Source organism: Sporosarcina luteola, assembly GCF_007991495.1.
In the GTDB taxonomy this organism is placed as follows: Bacteria; Bacillota; Bacilli; order Bacillales_A; family Planococcaceae; genus Sporosarcina; species Sporosarcina luteola.
Map to the genome: position 1 here is coordinate 1 of NZ_BJYL01000041.1, position 25,411 is coordinate 25,411.

General features: G+C 43.7%; 26 protein-coding genes and 2 riboswitches. Of the genes, 7 read left to right on the forward strand and 19 right to left on the reverse strand.

The window, feature by feature from the left end:
• Positions 1–274 precede the first annotated feature (274 nt).
• Positions 275–754: a DUF6530 family protein gene (locus tag SLU01_RS14510; RefSeq protein ID WP_147059595.1), complete on the forward strand. Its 480-nt coding sequence runs from the start codon at positions 275–277 to the stop codon at positions 752–754.
• Positions 755–778: 24 nt separating this feature from the next.
• Positions 779–2,155, forward strand: coding sequence for an MATE family efflux transporter (locus tag SLU01_RS14515; protein ID WP_147059597.1), 1,377 nt, complete (start codon positions 779–781; stop codon positions 2,153–2,155).
• 66 nt (positions 2,156–2,221) lie between these two features.
• On the opposite strand, the gene SLU01_RS14520 is transcribed toward SLU01_RS14515, so the two are convergent.
• Both SLU01_RS14520 and exaC read right to left on the reverse strand, forming a co-directional pair.
• The gene (locus SLU01_RS14520; protein WP_147059599.1) at positions 2,222–2,581 is read right to left on the reverse strand and encodes a DUF779 domain-containing protein; all 360 of its coding nucleotides are present in this window, start codon (positions 2,579–2,581) and stop codon (positions 2,222–2,224) included.
• Positions 2,582–2,601: 20 nt separating this feature from the next.
• Entirely contained in the window at positions 2,602–4,122 is a 1,521-nt protein-coding gene (gene exaC / locus SLU01_RS14525; protein WP_147059601.1) for an acetaldehyde dehydrogenase ExaC, read from the reverse strand.
• Between the two features lie 418 nt (positions 4,123–4,540).
• Between exaC and SLU01_RS14530 the strand changes: the two genes are divergently transcribed.
• Both SLU01_RS14530 and SLU01_RS14535 read left to right on the forward strand, forming a co-directional pair.
• Positions 4,541–5,308 (forward strand): ABC transporter ATP-binding protein, encoded by a 768-nt coding sequence (locus SLU01_RS14530; protein WP_147059664.1) that lies wholly within the window; start codon positions 4,541–4,543, stop codon positions 5,306–5,308.
• Positions 5,295–7,256 (forward strand): ABC transporter permease, encoded by a 1,962-nt coding sequence (locus tag SLU01_RS14535; protein ID WP_147059603.1) that lies wholly within the window; start codon positions 5,295–5,297, stop codon positions 7,254–7,256. The genes SLU01_RS14530 and SLU01_RS14535 overlap by 14 nt, the downstream gene beginning before the upstream one ends.
• 29 nt (positions 7,257–7,285) lie before the next feature.
• Here the strand turns inward: SLU01_RS14535 and SLU01_RS14540 are convergent, their stop codons facing one another.
• The 5 genes from SLU01_RS14540 to SLU01_RS14560 form a co-directional block, all read right to left on the reverse strand.
• The gene (locus SLU01_RS14540) at positions 7,286–8,311 is read right to left on the reverse strand and encodes a sensor histidine kinase (protein WP_147059605.1); all 1,026 of its coding nucleotides are present in this window, start codon (positions 8,309–8,311) and stop codon (positions 7,286–7,288) included.
• Positions 8,308–8,982 carry a response regulator transcription factor gene (locus tag SLU01_RS14545; RefSeq protein ID WP_147059607.1) on the reverse strand — a complete coding sequence of 225 codons (675 nt, stop codon included), beginning with the start codon at positions 8,980–8,982 and terminating at the stop codon, positions 8,308–8,310. Before SLU01_RS14545 ends, SLU01_RS14540 begins: the two co-directional genes overlap by 4 nt.
• Before the next feature lie 201 nt (positions 8,983–9,183).
• Positions 9,184–9,723 carry a cupin domain-containing protein gene (locus SLU01_RS14550; protein ID WP_246111003.1) on the reverse strand — a complete coding sequence of 180 codons (540 nt, stop codon included), beginning with the start codon at positions 9,721–9,723 and terminating at the stop codon, positions 9,184–9,186.
• A 106-nt stretch (positions 9,724–9,829) separates the two neighbouring features.
• Positions 9,830–10,735, reverse strand: a complete 906-nt coding sequence (locus tag SLU01_RS14555; RefSeq protein ID WP_246111000.1) for a M23 family metallopeptidase — start codon at positions 10,733–10,735, stop codon at positions 9,830–9,832.
• 3 nt (positions 10,736–10,738) lie between these two features.
• Entirely contained in the window at positions 10,739–11,404 is a 666-nt protein-coding gene (locus tag SLU01_RS14560) for an HAD family hydrolase (protein WP_246111001.1), read from the reverse strand.
• 207 nt (positions 11,405–11,611) lie between these two features.
• On the opposite strand from SLU01_RS14560, the gene SLU01_RS14565 reads away from it, so the two are divergent.
• Together SLU01_RS14565 and SLU01_RS14570 are read left to right on the forward strand one after the other, a co-directional pair.
• A complete protein-coding gene (locus SLU01_RS14565) occupies positions 11,612–11,959 on the forward strand; it encodes a PadR family transcriptional regulator (RefSeq protein ID WP_147059612.1) in 348 nt (115 codons plus the stop codon).
• The gene (locus SLU01_RS14570) at positions 11,946–12,953 is read left to right on the forward strand and encodes an HAAS signaling domain-containing protein (RefSeq protein ID WP_147059613.1); all 1,008 of its coding nucleotides are present in this window, start codon (positions 11,946–11,948) and stop codon (positions 12,951–12,953) included. The genes SLU01_RS14565 and SLU01_RS14570 overlap by 14 nt, the downstream gene beginning before the upstream one ends.
• Before the next feature lie 233 nt (positions 12,954–13,186).
• Here SLU01_RS14570 and SLU01_RS14575 read toward each other — a convergent pair whose 3' ends face one another.
• The 11 genes from SLU01_RS14575 to SLU01_RS14625 form a co-directional block, all read right to left on the reverse strand.
• Positions 13,187–14,428: a mechanosensitive ion channel family protein gene (locus SLU01_RS14575; RefSeq protein WP_147059615.1), complete on the reverse strand. Its 1,242-nt coding sequence runs from the start codon at positions 14,426–14,428 to the stop codon at positions 13,187–13,189.
• 92 nt (positions 14,429–14,520) lie between these two features.
• Positions 14,521–15,018 carry a hypothetical protein gene (locus SLU01_RS14580; protein ID WP_147059617.1) on the reverse strand — a complete coding sequence of 166 codons (498 nt, stop codon included), beginning with the start codon at positions 15,016–15,018 and terminating at the stop codon, positions 14,521–14,523.
• Position 15,019: 1 nt separating this feature from the next.
• Positions 15,020–15,223 carry a helix-turn-helix transcriptional regulator gene (locus SLU01_RS14585; RefSeq protein ID WP_147059620.1) on the reverse strand — a complete coding sequence of 68 codons (204 nt, stop codon included), beginning with the start codon at positions 15,221–15,223 and terminating at the stop codon, positions 15,020–15,022.
• A gap of 144 nt (positions 15,224–15,367) precedes the next feature.
• Complete coding sequence (thiW, locus tag SLU01_RS14590; RefSeq protein WP_147059621.1) at positions 15,368–15,862, reverse strand: energy coupling factor transporter S component ThiW; 495 nt, start codon at positions 15,860–15,862, stop codon at positions 15,368–15,370.
• Positions 15,859–16,485 carry a thiamine phosphate synthase gene (gene thiE / locus SLU01_RS14595; RefSeq protein ID WP_218029708.1) on the reverse strand — a complete coding sequence of 209 codons (627 nt, stop codon included), beginning with the start codon at positions 16,483–16,485 and terminating at the stop codon, positions 15,859–15,861. The genes thiW and thiE overlap by 4 nt, the downstream gene beginning before the upstream one ends.
• Positions 16,486–16,504: 19 nt before the next feature.
• On the reverse strand, positions 16,505–17,344 hold the full coding sequence (thiD, locus tag SLU01_RS14600; RefSeq protein WP_147059625.1) for a bifunctional hydroxymethylpyrimidine kinase/phosphomethylpyrimidine kinase: 840 nt from the start codon (positions 17,342–17,344) through the stop codon (positions 16,505–16,507).
• The gene (thiM, locus tag SLU01_RS14605; RefSeq protein WP_147059627.1) at positions 17,341–18,144 is read right to left on the reverse strand and encodes a hydroxyethylthiazole kinase; all 804 of its coding nucleotides are present in this window, start codon (positions 18,142–18,144) and stop codon (positions 17,341–17,343) included. The genes thiD and thiM overlap by 4 nt, the downstream gene beginning before the upstream one ends.
• Positions 18,141–18,824, reverse strand: coding sequence for a thiaminase II (gene tenA, locus SLU01_RS14610; protein ID WP_147059629.1), 684 nt, complete (start codon positions 18,822–18,824; stop codon positions 18,141–18,143). Before tenA ends, thiM begins: the two co-directional genes overlap by 4 nt.
• 102 nt (positions 18,825–18,926) lie before the next feature.
• Positions 18,927–19,034, reverse strand: a riboswitch (TPP riboswitch).
• 65 nt (positions 19,035–19,099) lie between these two features.
• Positions 19,100–20,221, reverse strand: coding sequence for a methyl-accepting chemotaxis protein (locus SLU01_RS14615; protein ID WP_246111002.1), 1,122 nt, complete (start codon positions 20,219–20,221; stop codon positions 19,100–19,102).
• A 195-nt stretch (positions 20,222–20,416) separates the two neighbouring features.
• The gene (locus tag SLU01_RS14620; protein ID WP_147059631.1) at positions 20,417–21,130 is read right to left on the reverse strand and encodes a hypothetical protein; all 714 of its coding nucleotides are present in this window, start codon (positions 21,128–21,130) and stop codon (positions 20,417–20,419) included.
• Positions 21,131–21,169: 39 nt separating this feature from the next.
• Positions 21,170–21,538, reverse strand: coding sequence for a hypothetical protein (locus SLU01_RS14625; protein ID WP_147059633.1), 369 nt, complete (start codon positions 21,536–21,538; stop codon positions 21,170–21,172).
• A gap of 80 nt (positions 21,539–21,618) precedes the next feature.
• Positions 21,619–21,705: riboswitch (cyclic di-GMP riboswitch) on the reverse strand.
• 348 nt (positions 21,706–22,053) lie between these two features.
• Here SLU01_RS14625 and SLU01_RS14630 point away from each other — a divergent pair.
• Positions 22,054–23,760, forward strand: a complete 1,707-nt coding sequence (locus SLU01_RS14630) for a transglutaminase domain-containing protein (RefSeq protein ID WP_147059635.1) — start codon at positions 22,054–22,056, stop codon at positions 23,758–23,760.
• A 221-nt stretch (positions 23,761–23,981) separates the two neighbouring features.
• On the opposite strand, the gene SLU01_RS14635 is transcribed toward SLU01_RS14630, so the two are convergent.
• Entirely contained in the window at positions 23,982–25,253 is a 1,272-nt protein-coding gene (locus SLU01_RS14635) for a RidA family protein (RefSeq protein ID WP_147059637.1), read from the reverse strand.
• Between the last annotated feature and the right edge of the window lie 158 nt (positions 25,254–25,411).

Below are 25,411 nucleotides of genomic sequence, written 5' to 3' on the forward strand. Positions count from 1 at the left end.
TCGTGAGATTAAATGGCCGTTCTATAAAAGAATGAGCCCTTGTGAGATTAACTGGGCCTACCTTTACCGAGAATGACCCATCATTATCTCTTTTAACTATTCCAAATTTCTGTCACTTATACAAGTAATTTTGCTGAACTGTTCAACAACCAATGCATACTTTCAACGCGAACTTATTTTCAACACTCCTGCATTTTATTTATTGACATCAAGCACAACAAGATTTATATTTACTATGTTAGTAATTTACTAAATCAGTAAAGGGGATAAAAAAATGAATATACCAACACATTTGAAACACAAACCCGTAATTGTTGCTGAGAATTATGCGAATATCGATGGAAGGACTGCGTATAAAACGGATGCGCAAGGACTATCGCTCGGACTTGCACAATGGAATGACCGCGGAAAAGTGGATATTTCTGCAAAAGTATGGCGGCATACGGGAGGAAAATGGTCTCGCCAGTCAGAAGAGCTGCCGCTTCATCGAGTTCTTGACCTCGCTATATTAGTATGCGAGTCGCAGCTTTACTTTAAAGATGCGTACCGTTATGAAGATTTATATGATCCTGAAAATCCGGTTATTAAACGTGTGGGGCTTCAAGGGGATGCGATGACGGTAGAAGTATGTACAGAGAATGATCAAATTAAAGAGGATATCCAATTGTTCAATCAGGCGTTAAGTAATGATGGTGAATTGATCGGCGAACGTTTACGTACGTTGTCACGCGTCTTGAAGGAAATGGGGTATTAATTTTATAGCGGAGAGGAACAAATTATGAATGAAACACTATTACGCGATGACAAGGCATTAAAGAAAGCGTTCATCAGTTTTCTACTGCCAATCATGTTCGCGAATATTTTACAATCCCTTGGTCAAATTTTCGGGATGTTTTTAGTGGGAAGAAATCTAGGAGTGGATGCTTTGGCAGCAATATCTGCGTTCTTCCCGTTCTTCTTCTTTCTAATGGCATTTGCAATCGGCATCGGTTCTGGGAGTTCGATATTGGTAGGACAAACCTTTGGGGCAGGCAATATTGATAAAATGAAGCAAGTTGTTGGCGTTACGTTAGCAGCAACGTCTCTTTTATCGATTGTCGTCGCTATTTTCGGCGGTGTATTCATTGAAACCATTTTGCGTATCATGCAGACACCTGAAAATATCTTTGCGCAAAGTGTTTCCTATGCCCGCATTTTATTTTTCACATTACCGATTATGTTCATTTACATGGTGTATACGACTTTCTTACGGGGAGTCGGTGATTCCAAGACGCCATTCATTTTCTTGGTAATTAGCGTGGTAGTAAATATCGCATTACTCCCTGTCCTTATGTTCGGGTGGCTTGGCTTGCCTCGTTTTGGTTTGAATGGTGCTGCATACGCATCAGTGTTGTCCAATCTTATAACACTTCTATTATTGTTGCTTTATTTGCATAAGAAACAGCATAGTTTGCGGTTGGATAAATCAGTCTTGCAATACTTCAGATTAAAGAAGGATATTTTGTCATCCTTACTGAAACTGGCAATCCCATCCAGCATAAGCATGGTCGCGATTTCGGTTGCTGAAATTGCGATCATTGGCTTTGTAAACGTCTATGGATCCAGCGCGACAGCCGCTTATGGTGTCGTTAATCAGATTGGCGGATATGCACAAATGCCCGCGATGAGTATCGCAATTGCTACCTCCGTTTTCGTAGCACAAGCTCTTGGCGCGAGTTCCACGGAGATGATTCAAAAAATCCGACAGGTCAGTGTACGTCTGAACTATGTATTAGGCGGAATTATCATAGGGATTATGTATCTGTTTGCTGAACCAATTTTAGGACTGTTCATTGACCATGCTGAAACTCTTTCCATTGCGAAAAATTATTTATTTATCACGTTTTGGAGTTATATTATATTCGGGCATATGCAAACCGTAACTGCCACGATGCGCGCAACAGGCGTTGTCCTCTGGCCGACCATCTTTTTAGTTCTTTCGATATGGGCATGTGAAGTACCTGTCGCTTATTTCCTATCCCGACACACTTCCCTTCAATTAAATGGGGTGTGGGCAGCGTATGCAATAACATTCTGTGTGAATTTCATTGCCCAATATACGTATTTCCAAACGAGATGGAAAAAGAAAACGTTGCAGGTTATGTTGCGTGATTGATTAAATTTCTAAAAAGAAATAAAACAGGACCGCCCCCTTATCGGAACGGTCCTGTTTTCCCTATTATTAAAGCTTTTTCACTTCTTCATATTCCTCTTCCGTAAATACGCGGGATTGAATGATGAAATGTTTCTCCTCCACGCTGTCGAGTGAAAAACTGGCTCCCCGGCCTTCAATGACGTCGAGAATCAGTTGTGTATGCTTCCAATAATCGTATTGACTTTTGTGCATATAGAATGGAACGTCTTCAAGTGTACCGAGATGTACGTCTATATCTCCTAAGCGGAAATCGCCTTCTCTGTAGCACATCGGGGCAGAACCCTCACAGCAGCCGCCCGACTGGTATAACATCATTGACCCGTGGATTTTTTTCAAATAGTTGATGAAATCTGCTGCCTCTTTTGTTGCAACGACACGTTCTACCATGTATAACAGATCCTTTCGATTTAGAAGAATCCTTGAGCGTCTTTATCGTAGCTAACTAATAGACATTTTGTTTGTGAGTAATGTTCAAGCATCATTGCGTGGTTTTCGCGGCCGATACCTGACAATTTGAATCCGCCAAATGCTGCGCCAGCAGGGTATTGGTGGTATGTGTTTGTCCAAACGCGACCTGCCTCAATTCCGCGTCCTGCACGGTAGGCAGTGTCGCCGATACGTGACCAAACTCCTGCACCTAAGCCGTAAAGTGTGTCGTTAGCAATTTCCATCGCTTCGTCGAAGTCTTTGAAGGTCGTAACGGAAAGAACAGGTCCAAAGATTTCTTCTTGGAAGATGCGCATTTTGTTGTCGCCTTTGAAGACGGTCGGTTGGATGTAGTTGCCGTTTTCAAGGTCGCCGCCAAGATGATTCTCTTCCCCTCCGAATAGCAATTCAGCGCCTTCTTCTTTACCAAGTTTGATATAAGAAAGGATTTTTTCTTTTTGTTCATTCGAAGCTTGTGCACCCATCATTACTTCTGTATCAAGCGGGTTGCCGACTTTGATCGCCTTTACACGTTCGAGCGCGCGCTCCATGAATTTGTCATAGATGGATTCTTGAATCAATGCACGCGATGGGCATGTGCAAATTTCACCAGAATTCAATGCGAACATGACGAAGCCTTCGATTGCTTTATCCAAGTAGGAATCGTCTTTATCCATAACATCCTCAAAGAATACGTTCGGTGATTTACCGCCAAGTTCAAGTGTGACAGGAATGATGTTTTCAGTTGCATATTGCATAATTTGACGGCCGACAGCTGTGGAACCTGTGAATGCGATTTTCGCGATGCGCGGGTTTGTCGCAAGCGGCTTGCCGACTTCAATACCGAAACCATTAACAATGTTCAATACACCTGCTGGAAGAATGTCTTGAATCAATTCCATAACGACCATAATGGAAGCCGGCGTTTGTTCAGCAGGTTTTAGAACGATACAGTTTCCTGCAGCTAAAGCCGGAGCAATTTTCCATGTTGCCATCAGGATCGGGAAATTCCAAGGAATGATTTGTCCAACAACGCCAAGCGGCTCTTGGAAATGATAAGCAACTGTATCATTGTCTACTTGAGTTGTACGGCCTTCTTGCGCACGGATTACGCCTGCGAAATAACGGAAATGGTCAATTGCTAAAGGGATATCAGCATTTAATGTTTCGCGGACTGCTTTCCCGTTATCCCATGTTTCCGCAACTGCGATCATTTCAAGATTTTCTTCCATGCGATCCGCAATTTTATTTAAAATACGTGCACGTTCAGTAGTAGATGTTTTGCCCCATGCAGTTTTTGCTGCATGTGCCGCGTCTAATGCAAGTTCAATATCTTCAGCTGAAGAGCGAGCTGCCTTTGTAAATACTTTCCCTGTTACTGGTGACTTATTTTCAAAGTATTGACCGTTTACCGGCGCAACCCATTTACCGCCAATAAAGTTATCATACTTCTCTTTGAAATGAATAACTGCACCTTCTGTATTCGGATTGGAGTAAATCATAGTTGAACGTCTCCTTCATAAATGATATTGAAAATACATCTATTATATTATCTTTAAATATTAATAATAGGTGACTTTCTATCTTTGTTTTACTCCATTATCACTAGTTTCACAAGGGAAATGACTTAGATTCAAATCAAAAATCCCTATAAAAGTTATAGGGAAATAGTTATATAACAGTAGAAAGCTATTCAAGTGGCTTTTCTTCATGTTTCTATTCAATTTTAATTTGTGTTACAGAACAAACCGGCTTTGACAAGAAAATAGATGATCTTTCATCGAAATCATATTAGCACTCGAACGCTTTCGAACAAAAATGTAAGTTTCAATGATCGTTTTGTTCGTTATTTCGATGGATGGCTCCTTTATCGCACGGTATGATGAAGACATCATTAAAGATGAGTTGGGGGAATATGTGATGGATATCGTTTTACAGGCGACAGGCATCCGGAAAGTATTTGGAACTAAATCGAATTTGGTTCCTGTGCTCGATAATATTGATTTCAACGTCCAGGAAGGGGAGATTGTCGGCATTATGGGTCCTTCCGGGGCAGGCAAAACGTCGCTACTGAACATTTTAGCTACGATTGATAAGCCGACGTCCGGCAGTGTACGGATAAGCGGAACGGAGATTACAAGTTTAAGCGATGAGCCATTATCTGAGTTTAGACGGGAAAAGCTCGGATTCATTTTCCAAGATTATAATTTGCTTGATTCATTGACGATACGGGAAAATATTATGTTGCCGATGACGTTTTCCAATAAATTCGATCTAACGACAGATGTTAGAGTGACGGAAATTGCCGGGAAGCTTGGCATAGAGACTATTTTGAACCGCTATCCTTATGAAACATCCGGCGGGCAAAAGCAGCGCACCGCAGCCGCCCGGGCGATTATACATAATCCAAGGCTCGTTCTCGCGGATGAACCGACTGGTGCGTTGGATTCAAAAGCTTCAATGGATTTACTGTCGGCATTCCAATTAATGAATGATGAATACGGGACGACGATTTTGATGGTTACGCACGATGCATTCGCGGCGAGCTATTGCGACCGCATCGTTTTCATGAAGGACGGCAAATTATTTACCGAGCTTGTGAAGGGCGATAATGATCGGAAATCTTTTTTCGATCGGCTCGTGACGACATTGTCATCCTTAGGGGGCGGCAGTTATGACATTATTTGACGTCGTTTTGAAAAACATTAAACATAATATCCAAAAGTATTTTATTTATATCGCTTCTCTTATTTTTAGCGTGCTTATTTATTTCACATTCGTTTCTTTGCAATACAATGAGCAAATCAGCGCGGCGTTTGCAAGAGAAGATAAGATGGGGCCTCTTTTGACGGGCGTTTCCGTTTTACTGTCTTTATTCATCATGGTGTTTGTTTGGTATTCCAATGCGTTTTTCATTACCAACCGGAAACAGGAAATCGGGCTTTATTCACTAGTCGGCGGGACGAAGAAGGAAATCGGGAAAATGCTGTTTTATGAAAATATGTCATTAGGTATTCTCGCGTTAGTTATTGGGATCGGCCTTGGACAATTATTTTCAACGTTCTTTAGTATGATTTTGCTTAAAGTGATGGGAATTTCAATCGTCGTCCAGTTTTCCATTCAGCCGGCGGCCATCATACAGACAGCGCTAGTTTTCCTATTCATTATGTCGATTACATCGTTCCAAGGGTATTTGATCACGTATCGGTTCAAATTGATTGAGCTGTTTCAGGCAAAACAAAAGGTGCAGCAACAATGGAAGCCGTCTTACATTTTCGCGTTGCTTGCAATCGCATTAATCGGCTTTGGTTATTGGAGCCTTTTACATGCATTCGAATCAAAAAGCTGGACCGATCATTTCGGTAGAAACTTCACAATGATTTTGATTGTCCTTATCATTGGATCCTATTTACTTTTCCATACGGGCAGCGGATTTCTCGTTCATGTATGGCAGAAAAGGAAAAAATCCTATCAACGATGGAAGAATTTGTTGACGCTCACACAATTAAAAAGTCGGCTACGCAGCAACGGGCTGCTATTGACTGTCATTTCCGTACTGAATGGCGTAACACTCATTGCATTCGGTTTTGCTTATACAATTTACTTTAATACATTGCAAACACTAGAAGATCATGTGCCTTATAGTTATCAGTTCGGTGCCCAATCGGAATCTGCAGACATTGAAATTACAAAAATCCTAGCGGAACACGAGGAGCATCCTGTCATTTTTGATGAAACATTCGAGTATTTGGCAGTTCTTGGGTCTGCAAACGAGCTTGACTCCGTGCCCGGAGGTTTTCTATATTACAGGGACTCTTTCTCTGTGCTGTCTGTTTCAACATACAATCTGCTCGCGGAAAAGCTGGGGCGTACTCAAGTTAATACATTAACAGAGAATGAAACGATCATGATGGGGAGAAATTTCATCGGTTCGCAAAAGAAGGATGAGAATGTCGGCAATAAGTTATCGCTTACTAGTCCTGAAGGGGACATCCCATTTCGGGTAATCGGCAATAAAGTCGAAACCTTATTTTCATACAATGTGCAGCCGTCCGCATTGATTGTGAATGACCAAGTATATGAACGTTTGAAAATAGGAACGCCAACGCACGCGACCCGAGTCATACAGGTAAGCAATCAGAAGGAATCCGATCGTTTAACAGACGATTTGAAAGCGGTCTATGAATGGAATGGGATTGAAACGGAGTGGTTTGAGCCGGATAAAGACTTTTATAGTTTTTCAGAAAGCTATCAAACGGCACAATCCATATACGGCCTGCTTATTTTTGTGTTCGGTTTCATGGGGCTCGTCTTTTTAGTCGCGACGGGAAGCGTCATTTATTTTAAAACGTTGACAGAAGCGGCGGAAGACCGGCAACGTTACGAAATTTTACGTAAAATTGGACTGAGCCGCAGGAAAGTGAAAGCGCTGATTGCGAGACAAACATTTCTTTTATTCCTTCTCCCTTTACTAGTGGGGATTGCGCATAGTTCCATCATTCTTGCGTCACTCTCCAATGTGATGGCGATCAATTTCCTCTATCCCGTTTCGATCAGTGTCGCTGTGTATATGTGTCTATATGGGGTTTATTATCAAATGACCGTTGCAACTGCAAATAAACTTGTGAATCTGTAAAGGAACGGGAAGGGGTCGCCTTTCCCGTATTATTTGACAATCGAGTAATAATCATCACCTTTCCGGAAATGGACAGTTACGATTGTATACAACTTTTCCTTGGAAGAGATTGTCACTCTATGCCCTACCTTGTCGAGAATTTTTTTCGCGATATACAAGCCCATTCCGGTTGACTTACGATTGACACGCCCATTCGTACCGGTAAATCCTAATTGGAAGACACGCCTTATGTCCTGCTGAGGAATACCGATGCCCTCGTCCTTTATTGACAATCTGACCTCCCCGGAATCTTCCTCCGAGATGAACGTGATCGTTCCCCCGTCGTTTGAATACTTTAATGCATTGGAGACGAATTCCGATAACGAGTAGACAATCCATTTACTGTCAGTTTCAACGACCACGGGCTGAATATGGAGGTCAACTTTTATCTTCCGTCTAATGAACTCCTTTGCAAATTGCTTCACGACAGACTTGACGATTGTATCGAGTTCCGTTCTGGAGATGAAATAATCACGAGCGAAATGGTCGGTTCTTGTGAAATAAAGGGCTTGATTGACGCTTCTTTCAATGCGTGAAATTTCCTCCAAAATGCTCTCGTTATCCGGATTTTCCTTCGCTTGCTCCAGAATCAATCTACTAATCGCAATCGGTGTTTTAATATCGTGGAACCATGTTGTCATGAATTCCATCGACTCCTTTTTATCTTGAAGGATGGATGTTAGTTGCTGCTGATGCGCGTCGTTCACGGATTGCAGCATTTCCAAATACAATTGCTGTTCGTACGTTTTCGCAGCGCCAATGCCGTCCTGTATAAACATTCCGTTGCTCCAGCGGGAACTGAGCTCCTTATGATGCTTTGCGATCGTATAATAATCAATCGTCAAATAGGCCATGAGGAAAATGAGCGCAACGGCATGGATGTAAAGAAGGTTGGAAAAATGGATGGACATCGTCGGCTCGACATATAGCATGATCGAAATAAATACCATAATCGCCGCATATAGGATGAGCAGCCGTTTTTGAAAGCGGATGTATTGGCTGAATGACGTCCTCATGAGAGGATGTATCCTTGCCCTTTTTTCGTTTGAATATACCCTTCCATCCCGTGTTCATCCAGTTTGCGGCGCAATCGGTTGATGTTGACAGTGAGTGTATTGTCGTCGATGAAATTTTCATCCTCCCAAAGAGCCGCCATCAATTCATCCCGCGGGATAATTTCATTTTTACGTTCAAGCAGGACGCAAAGGATCCGAAATTCATTTTTCGTCAATTCGATCTCCCCATCTCGAGTAGAGAGGGCCGCCCTCTTTACATGAAGCTTTAACTCCCGGTGAGTGAGCAGGTCGGTATCCGCTTGATGGTATGTATACGTCCGTCGCAGCAGCGCATGAATTTTTGTGATCAACATCTCCATCGAAAATGGCTTTTGAATGAAGTCATCGCCGCCCATATTAAGGGCCATCATCATATCCATCGTTTCTGTCCGGGATGATAGGAAGACAATTGGTACATTTGAATGCCTCCGAATCCGTTCACACCAATAAAACCCATTCATATAAGGCAGATTAATATCGAGCAGAATGAGTTGCGGTTTCACCGTCAGGACTGTATCTTCCACATGACGGAAATCTTCCGCAACATGCACCGCATACCCCCAGTTTTGCAATTCCGCCGCAATCAACGAACGGATTTTCACTTCATCTTCCACGATTAGAATGGTAAACATTTCGCTTCCTCCCCTACGCCTGACACACTTAAACCCCCGGCAAGCTTCTATTATGCTGATTGTATCATAGGCAGCCAGCTGAAAAACTGTCATGACAAAAATGTAAGTTTGCTAAGGTAGTAGACGATATTTCAATGCACTAAAAACAGAACCACTCCAAATGGAATGATTCTGTTTTTACGCATTGGGAGCTGTCTCCTTTTATTGGCCATATCCTTTTTCTTCCTCTTCGGCAACCGCCTTCGTTGCATGCACAGTGCCGAAAGGATGGTGAGGCGGGGCGTAAATCGTATAAAGCTTCAGCGGCGTCGGTCCCGTATTCGTCACGTTATGCCAAGTTCCTGCCGGTACGACAATAGCGGAATTCACCGTCGCGTTCCTGACAAAGTTCAAGTTGTCTTTGCTCGGCCCCATTTGAACAAGTCCTTGCCCTTCCTCGATGTAGAGGAATTGGTCTGTATCCGGATGGATCTCTAAGCCAATATCATCACCGACATTGATGCTCATTAACGTTACCTGAAGATGCTTCCCGGTCCACCAAGCAATGCGGTAATTATTGTTCTGCCTCGAAGCCGCCCTCATATTCACAACGAATGGGTTGGCACCATAATCTCGCAGAGGGATCGGCATCATTTCGCCCGGCCGCCAATCGATATTCGGCGATCCCCATTGCATCGGCTGTCCTTGCGGAAAAGGCATCGGCATATAATAATAAGGTGGCATCGAAGGAATGTAATAGATCGTTCTCAATCCTTTCATCGTCTTGATCACTTTATCTTATGTCCCCCGCCTTTAACAGGTGCCAGCTATCCGCCTATCCTTAACATGCGGTTGGCTGGCACTGTTGTCATTTCCCCGTTCTCATCAAGCTATTCCTCGTCAAAAATCTATCCTCGAATACAATCGGCACACCTACACCATCCAATTCGGCATGGATATGCAAATGCGGTTCGGTCGTATTTCCTGAGTTGCCGATCCTTCCGAGCAGCCGCCCCGTCTTCACCTCATCACCTTCCGTTACGGCGACACTTCCCTCCTGCATATGCGCGATATAAATCATCGCTTCGTGCTGTTCGCATATTAAGGCGACATAGTTCCCTTCAGGATTTTCCGGATTTGATTCGGGAGGGTTCAAGTCAGGCAAGTCATTTCTTGCTTCGATGACTTTTCCATTGCACGGGCTATAGAGATCATCCCCGAAGATAGCGTATTTCGTTAATTCCTCCGGATAAAGTCCATTTGCACGGATTCCTAATTTATTCAACTTCAAGACGTCCAACGCATATTGCTGACTTTCATACGCATGATGGTAATTCATTTGCACGCTATTTCCGCCTTGTCCGACATAGTACGTACCTTGTTTCATCGGAAATGTCAGGTTAATCGCTTCTTCATTGACTGAGTAACTTGGGAAAACAAATGCATTATAGGCACCGAATACGACGAGAAGCAATGCATAAATACCAATCGTCGACTTTTGATTTTTTGTATACTTCATTCTGAACGGCAAGTCTCGCACCTTCTTCAATGAAATGAAGAAAGCTACGATGAAAAGGACGAGCCATAAATAGCGGAAGTAATAACCGACCCAGCTCCAATTACCTGCTTGAAACAGCCAAACAAGCAGGACTGCAGTCGTAAGTGCATCCAACATCCACTCAAGCTTTGTCTTAAATGCGGCCTTCCACAGGACCGAGATGAAAACGGCTGGCAGCACTATGAGCATCGCTATCGTATAAATGATTCCGAACATCTTTTATCCTCCATTCTTTAATCGATCGCTGATTTCTGATAAACAGTCCACAACGCAAGCCGCTTCAAACTGTTCTTCCCCCGCATTTCTTTTCCACACGCCAATCATACCTGCGGCCATCGATGCCTCCACGTCATTTACCGGGTGGTCCCCCACAAATAGACAGTGAACTGGCTCTACGCCCAATCGGTTCGCGGCTCGCATGAAAATTTCACGTCCCGGTTTCTTGATGCCTTCCTCTTGGGATATTAAAACTTCATCAAAAAACGGTCGGATGCCAAGTGCGTCTATATTGCCATTTTGAAATGAAGTTCGGCCATTCGTGATCATACCTAGCTTCAACCCTTGATCCTTTAGCGCTTTCAACGTTTCAACTGCGTATGGATATGGGATACAAAAGCGGTAAAATTCTTGAATATATTCCTCCAATAAATCCACATACGAGCATTCAATTTGAAATTCATCAATCAATTGCTTATACACTTCGTCCTTCCACACATAACCGCCACAATCATATTCCACAAACTTTTCAACGAACACCTCTTTTGGAATATGACTTAAAGCATCCTGCCGTACGTCATATTGGTAATGAATAAATTGCAAAAGCGATGCATCACGGTTCAATAGTGTTCCATCTAAATCGAATATCACTGCTTGAATCAAAGCCAATGGTCTCTCCCCTTTCAACTGCACAGTTTCTAAAACGCTTTATTCATAAGCATTGTATGGAAACTAACTATACGTTAGAGGATTCTTAAAGTTTCATCGAGAATATGCCAACCCATGCCTTTAGTAAATCAATTAGTATCAGATTTTTATTGTTATATGAATCATAATAGTGTACGATGCATAGTATAAGAAGACGAGGTGATAACAATGGGACCATTATTAGAGACATTCACAACGGAATTAAGGAGAGGCACATTAACTCTCGCTGTATTGAGTCAATTGCGGACGCCTCAATATGGATATTCATTAGTCCAACGTCTTGAAAGAGCCGGGGTAGCCATTGAACAAAGCACGTTATATCCGTTGCTTCGCCGATTGGAGAAACAGGAACTTTTAACGAGCAGTTGGGACACAACGGAAAGCAGACCGCGAAAGTATTACGTCATTAGTGAGTATGGGAGTGAAATTTATGAGCAATTGAAAAAGGAATGGGAAACGATGACATTTGAACTGAAAACATTATTGAAAGGAGATGAGAATGATGAAACTGATTGAAGCCTATGTCTATGAAGTGACAAGAAGACTGCCGGAAAAATCACGGAATGATATCGCCCTCGAACTCAGATCTACGATCGAGGATATGCTGCCCGAAAACTTTACCGAGGAAGAGGAAATGGATGTTCTTTCAACGCTTGGCGATCCCGCGCGTCTCGCTGCAAGCTATCGTGACACACCGATGTATTTGATTGGCCCAAAAGTATACGATGCTTATATGTGGACGATGAAGATGATTATCCCTTGGGTTATTTTAATTACCGTTTTAGTTCATGTCGTTGAAACGATTGTCCTTTTTTCGGGCGAAGAAAGCATACTCTCTGTTGTGATAAAAAGCTTTGGTATTATCATCGCCAATATCATACATGTGCTTATTCAAACCTTCTTTTGGATCACCATCGTGTTTATTTTCATTGAAAGAATTGGCATGGCAAAAAGCAATGGCTCGATTACAATGTTTGGTACAGAGTGGACTCCCGAACAATTGAAGCATGTCCACGTCCTCCCAAAGAAAAAGGCAATTCCACGAGGCGAGGTAATTTTCGGTTTAGTTTGGACAGTGATTTGGGTCGTTCTTTATATAAATGCTGACCATATTGCCGGCGTCTATCGATCAATAGATGGTGAAGGGCTACAAATGATGATGCCCGCTCTTAATCAAGAGGTGTTAATGTCATACTTGCCTATCGTTTTGCCATTTGCCCTACTTGAAATTGGCGTAGCGCTCTTTAAATGGAAAGAACGACAGTGGACAATGAGGCTCGTAACTGTAAATGCCGTCATTAAAGTATTCAGCGTCGTCGTCTTGACGATTATCGCTACCAATCCCACACTCCTCAACGAAGCAATGATTCCTTATTTAGCAACCGAATTGGAAATCAATTTATCCTCAGTTCACAACTTTTTCGATTGGGCGGTATGGACTGTCATCGCAGTTATTATCGTGACGACTGTAATTGAAATCTACGACAGCTATCGGAAGGCGAAAGCTTGAAAGTGATAACTATTAAAGCTCAAAGAAGCCAACCAAAAACTAATTTGGTTGGCTTCTCCGATGATTGGAAGAACAAAAGCGGAGGGCGCTTGCTCAGCTGCGACAGGCATAAGGCGGATTTGCGAAACGGCGCTCTTTGCCGTGCAGCAGAGACGACTTATGACCCAAGCAGCTAGCGCCCGGAGCTAGACGAACAGAAAAAGCACCCAATAATAGTTTGGATGCTTCCTCTGCTATACTTCTTCACGATCTCTTACCCATTTCAAATCACTGCCCGCCGGATTTTGGAAGATGCGGAGCCCGAACTCCCCTGCAACAGCGAATAGATGGTCAAAAATGTCGGCTTGGACCGTTTCATAGACAGCCCATTGCGTACTGTTTGTAAAGGCGTATATTTCAAGCGGCAGTCCGGTCTCTCCAGGCGCAAGCTGGCGTACCATTAATGTCTTGCCCTTATGAATACCAGGGTGACGTTGAAGGTATTGATCAATATACGCCCTGAAAACGCCGATATTCGTCAACGCCCTTCCATTTACGATATTGCTGCGGTCAATCTTATTCGTATTGTTATATGCCTCGATTTCCCGTTCGCGCGCAACGATGTAGTCCGAGAGATAATCAATTTGCTTATAATGCTCAATCATTTCCGTCGTGCAAAAAGTAATGCTCGTCACATCAATATACAATGCACGCTTCAACTGCCTGCCGCCGGATTCCTGCATCCCTCGCCAGTTGATGAATGAATCCGAAATGAGAGCATAGCTCGGAATCATCGTCACCGTCTGGTCGAAGTTCCGCACCTTCACCGTATTCAACGAAATATCGATAACATCTCCATTGGCGCCGTATTTCGGCATTTCAATCCAGTCGCCGACCCGCACCATATCTGTCGCGGAAAGCTGTACACCCGCCACTAATCCAAGCAGTGAATCTTTGAACACTAACATGAACACTGCCGAAAGAGCACCAATTCCACTAAGCAAAATTGCTGGATTTTTCCCCATCAAATTCGCAATCACTAAAATTGTTCCGATGATGATGATGACAATCTTTGCAACTTGAATATATCCTTTGATCGGCTTCGTTTTCGAGATTTCATACGTTTGGTATATATCATTGAATACACTTAATAATCGATTGATGACGCCGAACGCGACAATCATCATATACGTCAACGCCAACGTTTCAATCGCGACCCGATACGTTGGGAAAGAGGTAGCGAAAGAATAAATGATGATCGCAGGAACAAAGTGAGACAGTCTCCGGAGCACCTTTCGCTCCAATAGAATATCGCCCCACTTCAATTTATGCTTGTTAATAATATGGGTAATGAATCGGATAATCACTTTTTTTGTAATCCAATTTGCGATGAAACAAAGGAGCGTGATGAACGTGACAAGGATGATAAATGAAAACGTATCAACCCAAGCCTCATCCACTCCATAACTTACTAGTCGGTTACGAATAAAAACCATTTGTCCTCCTCCGAATTATGAATGTAGAGGACATTATAACATAGGGTGAGAGGCACCGACATAATTCTGAATTGAGTCGGTGCCTCTCACCATTAAACAGCATCCTCTGCCATATATCTCCTGATGGTCCGGTAATAAACAAAGTACTGCCCAATCGCAAGCAACAGCAATGCGTTCAGCATCCCGAACTTCCCAATCGGTAAAATCAAATACATTGTTGCAAGAAGCGGTAGTGCAACTGTGAAGTAAGAATAGGCTTTCTGTGTCGCGCGTCTCGTAACCTCTTCAAACAACTCGTCATCCGCCATATATTCCTGCGGTTTAAACGACGTGAATTTCATCTGATGATCTGGATTGCGTTTGTTATGTTGATGGAGTTTCCATTTAAATAAAATCATATAGAAAACCAACACAGCAAGCCAAGCGGCCATGTACCAAAAACTGTCCCCCTCTAAAGTAAATTGAAAAATAAAGCTATCCGTGCTCTTTGCATAGTCCGCAGTGAACCCAATTATCGTCGTAAGAGCGATCAGCAATACTATAAACCCCATTTGCCATAACGGATACGAATACCTCATATCGCCTTTCATTTCATTCCTCCCCTTCCAACCAAAATACTTCATTAATGTCACACTGGAGTGCCTGTGCAATTTTCAGAGCCAACGTGACAGATGGTGAAAACTCCCCTTTTTCAATAAAACCGATCGTCTGCCGCGTGACGCCGACCATTTTGGCAAGATTGCTTTGCGTAAACTCATGGCGAGCACGCAGCTCCCGAACCTTGTTTTTCAGCATGTTAATTCCTCCTACTCATAATGTATACTATTCCTAACATGGTGTAAAGTATTATTAACATTACGTTATTAATTATTAACAATGAAATGAAAAATCCCGAACCAGATCAGACCAAGGTTCGGGATAGGTTCTATTATGTTGTAACTACAAACTCTGCAATCTCTTGCCTGCGGGCATGCTTTGCAGCCGAACCGCAACTACGACGCCGATTACTGCCCCGCTTACGCTGGAAACGACAAAAGGGGGCATGAAGAAAAATGCGGTGACGGTCGTGCCCATGAGAATCGCGGCGTAAGGGACAGCAAAGAGGGATGCAATGATTCCGGTGCCGATGACTTCACCAACAGCAGCCAGCCAAGCCCTGCCCGACTGCTTATACAACAGCCCCGCGAGCGCAGCGCCAATCATCCCACCCGGGAAAGCAAGCAACGAGCCGGTGCCCGTCAATATACGGACTAAACCGGTCATGAATGCAATGATGACGGCGGGAACTGGTCCCAATAGAATCGCAGAGATGACATTGACCGCATGCTGAATTGGATAAGCCCGGGCAATCCCTGCCGGAAAAGAAACGAATACGGAACCGGCTACCGCGATGGCAGTGAACACAGTCATAAGGACGAGTTTTCGTGTATTCATCGAACCGCGCGCCTCCCATACATCGAGCGTAAGGCCGCTTTCCTCAGTCGTCTTGCCGCCAGTTCCGGGTCCATGGCCGTTGCAATAGCGGAAATGACAGATAACCCAGAGGCACCCGCCTCGAAAACAGCATCGGCGTTTTCAGCTGTAATACCGCCGATTCCTACGATCGGCAAATCCGGAAAAAGCTTTCCGACTACCGTAATCATCGTCGTACCTGCAACCGGCTTCGCGTCATCCTTCGAGCTCGTCTGATAGACTGGCCCCATGCCGACATAATCTGCCCCATCCATCATCGCTCTCCTCGCCTCTTCCACTGTATGGACTGAAACGCCAACGATTTTATCCGCTCCAATCTTTTCTCGGGCAAATCGCGCCTCAGCATCATCCTGTCCGACATGGACGCCGTCCGCATCCATTTCAAGCGCCAGATCGACGTCATCATTAACGATGAACGGAACGCCGAATTGCCGGCATAATCGTTGGCAGCTTTCAGCAAATGCCCTCTTTTCCATCCCAACGAGTGCACGAGGACCTTTTTCACGGAACTGGAAGCAAGTGACTCCGCCTTTTAAGGCATCTTCCAGAACGGACAATGGTTTTTCCGCATTCATTGAACCCATAATGAAGTAAAGTGTCAGGTCAGTTTTTCCCAATTAATTCAACGTCCTTCCGTTGCTCTTTGCCACGCAATCTTAGCGCAGCATGGTTTGTCGGCCCGTGTCCTTTGCCTAGTGAAATGCCGTCTGCAATCGCCGCATGAATAAAATGTTTCGCGGCCAAGACGGCATCGGCCATCGGGACACCTTTTGCAAGTTCGGCCGTAATGGCAGCCGCAAACGTGCAGCCCGTGCCGTGCGTATCTTTCGTATTGATTCGTAGGCTCTTCATGAGGAATTGCTCGCCGCTTGCCGACATGAATAAATCCTCCGCGAAAAGCGTATCTTCCCGGTGTCCGCCTTTTAACAGCACTGCGTCCGTTCCCATTTCTAATAACCGATTCGCGGCACTCTCCATATCTTTCATCGTTTTAATCGGCATTCCAACCAACACTTCCGCCTCGGGAATATTTGGCGTCAGAAGCGAAGCCAACGGAAGAAGACGCTCCTTCAATGCAGCAATTGCAGTATGGCGAAGAAGCGAAGCGCCGCCTTTTGCAATCATGACAGGATCAATGACGAGTGGGAATACCGGGTATCGGGACAACGTAGTTGCGACTGCTTCAATAATTTCTGCAGAAAACAGCATTCCTGTTTTGGCAGCTCCGACAGAAAAGTCATTTAGCACCGCTTCAATCTGGGCGGTGACAATATCCGTTTCTATCGGCTGGACCGCGTGGACACCCATCGTATTTTGTGCAGTTACCGCCGTCAATGCAGAAGTTCCAAACGTACCAAGTTCCTGGAATGTTTTCAAATCAGCCTGGATGCCTGCCCCGCCCCCGCTGTCCGAGCCTGCAATCGTAAGCGCAACCGAAGTCATTTGACGACCCCCTCTAACAGCATCTGTCCGATATCTATTGCTTCATCATCCAATCGGTACAAAGCATTCAGGAAATGAACTACAAAATCTCCCGGCCCCGAAGCTTGTTCCGCCGCCACTTCGCCCGCTTTCTTGTAAAATGCAAGGCTATGAGCGACCGCTTCTAAAGACTTTGGACTGACAGCAAGGAACGCAGCGGACACTGCACTGAGCAGGCAACCCATGCCAGTGACGCGCGTCATGAGCGGATGTCCACCCGTTATCCGAATGATTTGCTCACCATCTGTCACGATATCCGTTTCGCCGGTAACAGCGACAAAGCAACGGTTGCTGCGGGCGACATCTTTTGCAGCTTCAACAATATTTGCCTTGCCGTCACCTGCATCAACGCCTTTCGCTTCCCATTCAACGCCTGCGATAGCTGCAATTTCTCCGGCATTGCCGCGAATGAGCGTAATGTCCAGTTCTGCTAGCAGTTTCACAACGGTATTTTTACGAAACGCTGTCGCGCCAGCACCAACCGGATCCAGTACAAGCGGTCTGCCATTCACGTTCGCACTTTTGCCTGCCGCCATCATCGACTCGACTGTCGAGCTGTTCAATGTACCAGTATTGAGCAATATGCTGGAGGAGAAGGCGGTTACTTCCGCCGCCTCCTCGATTGCATCCGCCATGATGGGAGAAGCACCCAATGCGAGAAGCCCGTTCGCTTGAAAGTTTGCAACGACACTATTCGTGATGCAATGAACGAGCGGGTTCTGCTGACGCAATTCATCCAGCAATGAAGATCGACCTATCATGCATGCACCTCTTTTGATTCAAGCGACCAATTCTGCTTCGCCCATGCCATTTCCCAAAACTGTAGTTCATAATGGGTACTCTTCACAAAATGCGCTTTCAATTCATCGCATCTTCTGTCTGTAAGATTTTCTGTTAATTTATTCAAGCGGTCGATCTGCTCCCGTGTTGCCTGTTCAAACCATTCAGAACTGTACGTAGCAATCCATTTATCATAAATCGGATGATTCGGCTTCGCGTCCTTCAGCCGCTCACCGATTTCGTAATACAACCAATAACATGGCAACAATGCGGACAAAGTCGCAGCTAAGTCCCCTTCCAATGCGGTCCGGTATAAATGCGATGTGTACGCATAAGCCGTCGGCGCCGGCTCGAAGTTTTCAATGTCTTCCTCCGTCACGCCCAACAGACCAAAGAAGCCTTCATGCAATGAAATTTCTGCCCCGCAAGTTCCATCCGCATGCTGCGCAAATCGTTGCACCGTCAATAAATCCGTTGCCTGCACAGCCGCCATCGCATGCACTTTCGCAAAATGCTTCAAATAATAAGAGTCTTGCAGAACATAATGCTTAAACACCTCTTCAGGCAATGTCCCTTCCGCAAGTGCCGCGATGAAAGGATGATGAAAACTCTCCTCCCAAACGTCTTCGCATTCCTTCCGTACCTCTTCACAAAACGTCATTCCAACCACTCCTCAATTGTTTTTTGAAAACCAAAAAAGCCGCTTCGCTCAACACAATCGTTGAAGAAGCGGCTCGCATATCGGCGGTAAGATAACCATTGGAAGACGTGCGACCCACTTCCCTACGCTGGTATGAGCCAGATCAGGTTCAAAGGGTCCGCATATCAATACACGTCTCAGTCTTTCACAAAGACTCCCCCAGTGGTTAACTCTTTTCAGTTTTCAACTACACTATAGCATAGATTAGTAGATTGGCAAGTTATATCGGAAAGCCTTTACGCTAATTGACCTTCATCACTTTTATAATTTTTAAGTAGATTCGCTTCCTGAACTAGCATCTCCATAATCTCTAATTCTTCATCGCTAATTTCTTTTAGCTCCTCAAACATTTCAACCGATTCCCGTGAAATGAAAGCAATCTCATTCATGATCGACATGATTTGCTGGGAAGTCGATGATAACTCTTCTGTGCTTGCGGAAGAATTTATATTACTTTCAGCAATCGTCATCGTAGTGGATAAAATCTTTTCAAACATCGCTCGAACTTCTACCAACGTCGTATTCGAATCAGCAAATTCCTCTGTTCCCTGTTTCATCGAGGTGACAACCTCTTCCGTGTCCTGTTGAATGTTCCTTACGATATTGGAAACTTCAGAGGAAGACTGACGCGATTGTTCAGCCAGTTTTCGGACCTCGTCAGCAACGACCGCAAACCCTTTGCCGTGTTCACCCGCACGAGCCGCTTCGATCGCAGCATTTAATGCCAATAAGTTAATTTGTTCTGAAATCCCTGTAATCACTTTAACAATCATACCGATTTCATGAGACTTTTCTCCAAGTTTATTGATCCCTTCAAATGTTGTTTGGATGGTTTGATTAAACTGTTCCATTTTAGTTAGGGATTCTTTTAACTTGCCATTTCCTTCTTCTGTCAGCTCCAAGGTTGTATTCGATTGCTCGGCAATATGATTCGATCTTACCGACAGCTCTTCGATTGCCTGTACCATATCTTCCATGGAGACAGCGCCCTCTTCGGTAGCGGTTAGCTGTTTCTGCAATCCCCTGTCAACCTCATCGATTGCTGCTCTTACGATATCAGCTTTCTCCGAGACATCCTCACTTTTTTCATGAATACTACCTGCTGTTTCATGTGCTTTTTCTGTCAATAAAAGAAGCTGTTCCCTTGAACGAGTAAGGAAGTCAATGAGTTGGTTAAAGACCGCATGATCCGGACTTGTTTCCTCGATTTTGCTAATGTTATGACCAGCAGCTAATTCTCTCATCCCATTTAATACTTCTTTATTAATATGAGCATGTCGTTTCAACGTTAAATATTTGTAACCAAAATACACCGAAATACCTGTTAAAATAGCAATAACACTTATAATAGCTATCACGATAATTCTCCTAACTTCTAATTTAAATATACATACTCGCTTTACGTTCCAGGCGGACGCTTTCCGCGGGCATGGCTTCAGTCTCCTCACTTCGCTTCGCTACGTTGCGGGGCCTTCAGCTCATGCTATTCCCGCTGGAGTCGCCGCCTTCCACTTCAAGCGGGGATAACCTTGTAAGACATTTTTTATTCCTAATTAGCAAAGTTCTTTTAAAAGAATATATGTACCATCTGCTATAGTCGATGGGATTCCTTTCAGCTTGTTATTATCCTCATATTTATGGACAATAAAATTCCCATCTGTATCGACATATTTCGTCATATTATGATACTTTTCCATCACACGAATCGATTTGGGATTTGTTGCCTCGCCTAAAACAGCTTTCAATCCTTCTGAAGATGCTTTTCCGATTAATTTATCCCCTAATTGCTGAATAATTTCATGGCGGCCCGTTTCAGCGGTCACGCCAAGCATGAATAGATGCAATATCTCTCCATCTTTAATTTCCTCGCCATTTCGTCGTTCATAATCCTCCATGAACCGTTGATCGACATCTTCCAGTACATGCAAAATGACGTTCATATCATAGAAAGATCCTTCAAATACATCTTCTCCGATAATTTCAGGTGTATTTGTATCTCCCGCCAGCACTCCAACAACATTATTGTCTCTGTCGTAGGCGACAGCACAATATCCCTGCTCCACAGTTGAGTCCAAATATCCTTTAGTGAACTGATAGAAGTCCTCGTAGTCCAGGTGTAATTGACCTACCATCGGCTCCTGTACCCATTTCCCCGAAACTTCTAATCCAATAAAGGAGCGTGCCAGACATTCTGCTGCTTTTTGGAGTAAATCCGTTTGGCTTTTTGAGATAATTTCATAGTTATATAATTCAAGCGTTGTTTGCACTTCTTTACTTCCTTTCATTCTACAAAGTTGGGCTCTACATCATAAAGAATTAGGAACACGATCAACAAACGTACCTGCAAAATCAATTCTCTCAAGGACATTCCTAATTTGCACTTGAGCAATTTTAGAGGATGGTTTTACGACAAGAAACTCTTTAAAACCCAGCGAAGAATAAAATTGCATCGCACCTTCCATTGCAGGTACAACTTTTGACGGCGTTGGTGTTTGGTGGGTCGCATCGATCACAAATGTGTACGCTTGCCTCGATACTTTGCTAATCGTATCTTGTAAATCGATCATATACCCTTCCGCATCCTCCTCTTTAATCAATCCATGCACTTGGACATGCACTACCTTTGCTGTCTCATTAACAGCCATTTTATACTTCCTTTTATCTACAACAATCATCGATAGACTCCTTTCTAAAGTTCGCTCCACTAATAAAAGCCATCCCCGATGTAAATAGGGATAGCCAAAAAGTTGTTATTCTTGGCAACCCGACTATCTTAACCCAAGAGGATGTTAGACTCGTAGTTTTGCGTCCTTACCTTTCGATAAGTTTGCCTTTTCTATTATTTAAAAATAGTACTTACCTCATGATGATATATTACTATACCATCAATAAATAAAAGGAGCAATCATGTATAAATTAATTCAGTCATCAGAAATGAATGAAAAATCCGCTCATTTAATGCGTCTTTACTGATGTCATGTTCAATGCTCTGGAATTCATCTTTTCATATAATTTACTATTTATATAAAGCAACTATTAGTTTACAGGGTGTGAAGTGGGTAGTTTGATGCACAGATACTGTTGGTTCGTGCCTGTACATTATTTACCTAAATAGATAGGTTGGGGAATTAAATTTTGAAACTTGCTATAGTATATATATCTATCAATTGTAAGGGGGAATCTGGTGCCTATGAAAAAAATACATATACAGATTGTTTCATTGCTATGTCTGCTTTTATTAGGCGCATGCGCAAAAGATGCTGCGCCAGTAAAGGAGTTACAACCGAAGGCCGAGCAGCCGCAAAAACAGAAAGATGATTTTGAGGTTGCAGTAGAAAAGAAAAACGCTGAACTTGAAACAGCACCGATGGAACTGACAACCTACGGCGAAGAAGTGGGCGCTGCGTTACTAGAACCGACTCAAACAAACTTTGCCGTGAATGAATTCGTCACAGTTGAAGGAACGGTTGAACAGCAGGAGCAATTACAAGAACAGTATGTATGGATTAAGATTAAGTATGACGGGGAAGCGCTTTCTGACGATGCTTTTGAATACTATGCCCCTATTCAAGATGGGAAATTCAAACAGGACGTAAGACTGTTCAACGGTGAGGGAGAATACCAAGTCACTGTAATGCTCCCAAGCAAGGATCGGAAAAATTATTATTATGACCTTGCAAAGTTCACTGTCTTTAACGTCAACCCGGCGATTCAGCGGGATATAACGTATACCCCCTTTGCCCAGGACGCGGGTTTAACACTACAAGCTCCGGATAGCGGATTTGTGAAAGAAAACGAAGTCTTTACACTGAAAGGGAAAATTTCTTCCATCAAAGGGCCAAACGAACAGGTGATGCTTGAACTTAAAAAGGATGGAGAAACGTGGAAGCACGTGATTTCGGTTAAAAATGGTGAGTTCTCGCATGATGTACCTTTATTTTACGGAAAAGGCGTCCATCAATTAAAGATCTACATCCCTGACGAAGAAAAAGACAATTATTTTCAAGAGGGTACGATTCTTTATATCGACAATGAATCTGACCTTGTCACTGAACCGATCAAATACATGACGACATATGAGGAACGCGGCGTCACTCTCGCCTATCCGACGTTCGGCGGTGAAGAAACCAATTTAACGTATCGCGTCAAAGGCAGTATCGACAAAGATGCACCATTTGCAAAAGAGACGACGCATCTTTATATTTCGACTAAAAAAGGTGACGATGAGGCACTAGCCGTCATTCCCGTTGTCGATTACAAATTCGATGACGAGTTCTATTTGCGATTTGGTCCAGGATCATACGAAGTAACTGTGAGCGTTCCTGAAATAAAAGAGAAAAACAGTTCCAAGTTTTATTATCATTATGTCGCCCAATTCACAGTCAAAAGTACGGGCACCGAGGATCAACGTGATTTATTGCCATCGCGGGGAGTTCAATCCGACGCCCCTGAAATTATCGCGATCGCGGAAGAACTTATTACCGATGGAATGTCGGATCGTGAAAAAGCAAAGGCCATCTATGAATTCACTGCAAATTCAATCGCGTACGATGTGGAAAAACAGAAAAACAGCGAATTTCAGTGGGATGACAGCGCGTTAAAAGTCCTTAATCTTGAAAAAGGGATTTGCCAGGACTACACATATCTTGCCCTTGCCTTGCTGCGTGCATCCGGCATGGAAGCACGATATGTCGGCGGAACTGCCGGAGCAGGATTCAACTGGTCACGCCACGCCTGGGTAGAAGCAAAAGTCGACGGCGAATGGCTCACGATGGATCCAACATGGGGCGCGGGCTATGTGAAAGATGGAGAATTTGTAGCGCATTACACAGAGGATTTCTTCGAGCCGGATGAAGAAGCGTTTAAAACTCATTCCCGAAGCGGTGTGGAGTATTGATCATTGCAAAAAGAATGGACCTTGAACGCAGAAGAATGGACCTTTGGTGAAAAGAATGGACCCTGAACGCGGAAGAATGGACCTTTGGTGAAAAGAATAGACCCTGAGCGCGGAAGAATGGACCTTCGATGAAATCCCGTCCAGCCAGACTAAAAAAGCATCAAGATTTCTGCCATGATCGGCTAAAATCTTGATGCTTTTACATTTTATACTGATCACATTTACGCTTTTGGAGGCGTTCCTTCAGCGTTTCCTACGATTGCATCGATTTGGATTAACGCATCATTAGGCAAAGCTGAAACGCCAACTGTTCTTCGTGCAGGCGCGCCGCCTGGGAAGAATGTTTTGTAAGCTTCATCCACCGCATCCATATCCGCGATGTTTTTAACGAAGATATTTACTTTAACAATATCGTCCATGACATGGTCGATGCTTTCAACAATTGCTTTAATATTTTTCAAGCACTGTTCCGCTTGCTCCTTTACGCCGCCAGCTACCATTTGGCCAGAATTTGGATCCAAAGGTAATTGAGCTGAAAGGTGATTGTAATGAGAGAACGCTACAGTTTGTGTAGATAGAGGACTTTTTGGTGCATTATCTGTGTTGTTTGCCCAGATAACGATTCCATGTCTGTCTTCAATCGCTTGTGGAGGTGTACCGTCACCGTGCGAAACCACTGCTTCGATTTGTACTAAAGCATCCATCGGCAACGCTGCAGCTGCAACAACTGTGCGTGCAGGGACATAGGCAACTGTTCTAGCGATCGCCGAGTCCGGGAAGAATGTTGAATACACTTCATTGACAGCTTCCGTATCTGCAAGGTTTTTAAGGAAGATATTAATTTTGACAATATCGTCAAAAGGAACGTCGATACTTTCCAAGATCGCTTTAATGTTTTTCAAGCTTTGTGCAGTCTGTTCTTTTACACCGCCAGTTACCAGTCTGCCTGTTTTGGGATCGATCGGCAATTGAGCTGAAAGATTATTGTAATGAGAGAATGCTACGGTTTGTGTAGATAGAGGACTTGTCGGCGCATTAGCCGTGTTGTTTGTAAGTTTGATGAGGTCGCCTGCTTGTGGGGCGTTTGGAATTGTACCTTCACCGTGTGTAACAAGTGCTTCAACCTGAACTAAAGCATCCATTGGCAAAGCTGCAACTGCAACTGTTGTCCGGGAAGGAACATAGGTTGGGAAGAATGTTTTATAAACTGCATCTACAGCGTCAACATCTTTAATATCCTTAACGAATACTGTAATTCGTACAATATCGCTCATCAAATGATCAATGCTGTCTACAATTGCCTTGATATTGTTAAAGCATTGTTCAGCTTGCTCTTTTACTCCTCCAGCTACCAATTGGCCTGTTTTTGGATCGATCGGCAATTGAGCTGAAAGATTATTGTAATGAGAGAAAGCAACAGTTTGTGAGTAAAGACCGTTACCGTTTGGAGCATTTTCCGTATTTTTTGCTGATACTGCGTTATAACCACTCATGTTGTAGTCCCCTTTTGTAAAATATTTAACAACTCAAGTATGCACCGAAAAAGCCGTTCTAAACGGCTTTGAGTGCAAGATGCAATTATAGCAGGATTTGTTCATTATAGCCAACGTTATTGTAGGAAATAACAAAAGAAGCCTCTCAAAAGTCGAGT

What these genes read in the sequence shown, in the direction of transcription:
- SLU01_RS14510 (WP_147059595.1), top strand. Translation starts at nt 275, where the DNA reads ATGAATATACCAACACATTTGAAACACAAACCCGTAATTGTTGCTGAG.
- SLU01_RS14515 (WP_147059597.1), top strand. Translation starts at nt 779, where the DNA reads ATGAATGAAACACTATTACGCGATGACAAGGCATTAAAGAAAGCGTTC.
- SLU01_RS14520 (WP_147059599.1), bottom strand. Translation starts at nt 2,581, where the DNA reads ATGGTAGAACGTGTCGTTGCAACAAAAGAGGCAGCAGATTTCATCAAC.
- exaC (WP_147059601.1), bottom strand. Translation starts at nt 4,122, where the DNA reads ATGATTTACTCCAATCCGAATACAGAAGGTGCAGTTATTCATTTCAAA.
- SLU01_RS14530 (WP_147059664.1), top strand. Translation starts at nt 4,541, where the DNA reads ATGGATATCGTTTTACAGGCGACAGGCATCCGGAAAGTATTTGGAACT.
- SLU01_RS14535 (WP_147059603.1), top strand. Translation starts at nt 5,295, where the DNA reads ATGACATTATTTGACGTCGTTTTGAAAAACATTAAACATAATATCCAA.
- SLU01_RS14540 (WP_147059605.1), bottom strand. Translation starts at nt 8,311, where the DNA reads ATGAGGACGTCATTCAGCCAATACATCCGCTTTCAAAAACGGCTGCTC.
- SLU01_RS14545 (WP_147059607.1), bottom strand. Translation starts at nt 8,982, where the DNA reads ATGTTTACCATTCTAATCGTGGAAGATGAAGTGAAAATCCGTTCGTTG.
- SLU01_RS14555 (WP_246111000.1), bottom strand. Translation starts at nt 10,735, where the DNA reads ATGTTCGGAATCATTTATACGATAGCGATGCTCATAGTGCTGCCAGCC.
- SLU01_RS14565 (WP_147059612.1), top strand. Translation starts at nt 11,612, where the DNA reads ATGGGACCATTATTAGAGACATTCACAACGGAATTAAGGAGAGGCACA.
- SLU01_RS14570 (WP_147059613.1), top strand. Translation starts at nt 11,946, where the DNA reads ATGAAACTGATTGAAGCCTATGTCTATGAAGTGACAAGAAGACTGCCG.
- SLU01_RS14575 (WP_147059615.1), bottom strand. Translation starts at nt 14,428, where the DNA reads ATGGTTTTTATTCGTAACCGACTAGTAAGTTATGGAGTGGATGAGGCT.
- SLU01_RS14580 (WP_147059617.1), bottom strand. Translation starts at nt 15,018, where the DNA reads ATGAAAGGCGATATGAGGTATTCGTATCCGTTATGGCAAATGGGGTTT.
- SLU01_RS14585 (WP_147059620.1), bottom strand. Translation starts at nt 15,223, where the DNA reads ATGCTGAAAAACAAGGTTCGGGAGCTGCGTGCTCGCCATGAGTTTACG.
- thiW (WP_147059621.1), bottom strand. Translation starts at nt 15,862, where the DNA reads ATGAATACACGAAAACTCGTCCTTATGACTGTGTTCACTGCCATCGCG.
- thiE (WP_218029708.1), bottom strand. Translation starts at nt 16,485, where the DNA reads ATGGGTTCAATGAATGCGGAAAAACCATTGTCCGTTCTGGAAGATGCC.
- thiD (WP_147059625.1), bottom strand. Translation starts at nt 17,344, where the DNA reads ATGACTTCGGTTGCGCTTACGATTGCAGGCTCGGACAGCGGGGGCGGG.
- thiM (WP_147059627.1), bottom strand. Translation starts at nt 18,144, where the DNA reads ATGATAGGTCGATCTTCATTGCTGGATGAATTGCGTCAGCAGAACCCG.
- tenA (WP_147059629.1), bottom strand. Translation starts at nt 18,824, where the DNA reads ATGACGTTTTGTGAAGAGGTACGGAAGGAATGCGAAGACGTTTGGGAG.
- SLU01_RS14625 (WP_147059633.1), bottom strand. Translation starts at nt 21,538, where the DNA reads ATGATTGTTGTAGATAAAAGGAAGTATAAAATGGCTGTTAATGAGACA.
- SLU01_RS14630 (WP_147059635.1), top strand. Translation starts at nt 22,054, where the DNA reads ATGAAAAAAATACATATACAGATTGTTTCATTGCTATGTCTGCTTTTA.
- SLU01_RS14635 (WP_147059637.1), bottom strand. Translation starts at nt 25,253, where the DNA reads ATGAGTGGTTATAACGCAGTATCAGCAAAAAATACGGAAAATGCTCCA.